At 39.4% G+C, this 655-nt stretch carries 1 protein-coding gene; it reads right to left on the reverse strand.

Features of this window, described 5'->3' with window-relative positions; translation table 11 throughout:
- Nucleotides 1–83 precede the first annotated feature (83 nt).
- On the reverse strand, nucleotides 84–655 hold a 572-nt coding region (locus ABF638_RS38245), incomplete at its 5' end, for a PAS domain S-box protein (RefSeq protein WP_435027929.1).

A 655-nucleotide genomic window follows, 5' to 3' on the forward strand; every position in this document is an offset into this window, starting at 1 on the left:
GATAAATTATCGAATCTTTGTGATCTAAAATTTTCATCAAAAAGCCTTAACCGAATCGTATTGATATGAGTTCTATATAAGAATTAATCTTGCTGTCGCCGTTCCTCCATTTCTTGACTAGAAATCATACTATTGACCCTTTCTACATCTGCCATCATCAAAACTGCTCCTTGCATTTCCATGCCAAGTAGCGGAGTGATTGCTAGATAACATTTGATTTGTCTACCCCGGCGATTGGTAGCATCGAGGATCATTTCTTGAAACTGCTTTTTCCCGGATAAGGAGTCGCGGATGGGCGATCGCAACTGCTCAACAGGTAGCCCAATATCCAAGCTGAAGATAGACTTTCCGACAACTTCATCAGTCCTTAAGCCCCATAAATCTTCTACCATGTAATTCCAAATAGAGATGTTAAAACTGCTGTCAATTACTACTATTCCTGTTTGGAGACTTCTGAGAATAGAGACGAGGAAAATGTTTGTGCGATTGAGTTCTGTGGTGCGTTCGCTCAGTTCATTATTAATTGTCTGTAATTCTTCATTGGTAGATTGCAGTTCTTCATTCATTGTCTCCAATTCTTCATTGGTAGATTGCAGTTCCTCGTTGGTAGTTTCTAATTCTTCATTGGTGGATTGGAGTTCTTCGTTGGTAGTTT

The sequence above is a fragment of the Nostoc sp. CALU 1950 genome (assembly GCF_051172895.1).
GTDB classification, from domain to species: Bacteria; Cyanobacteriota; Cyanobacteriia; order Cyanobacteriales; family Nostocaceae; genus Nostoc; species Nostoc edaphicum_A.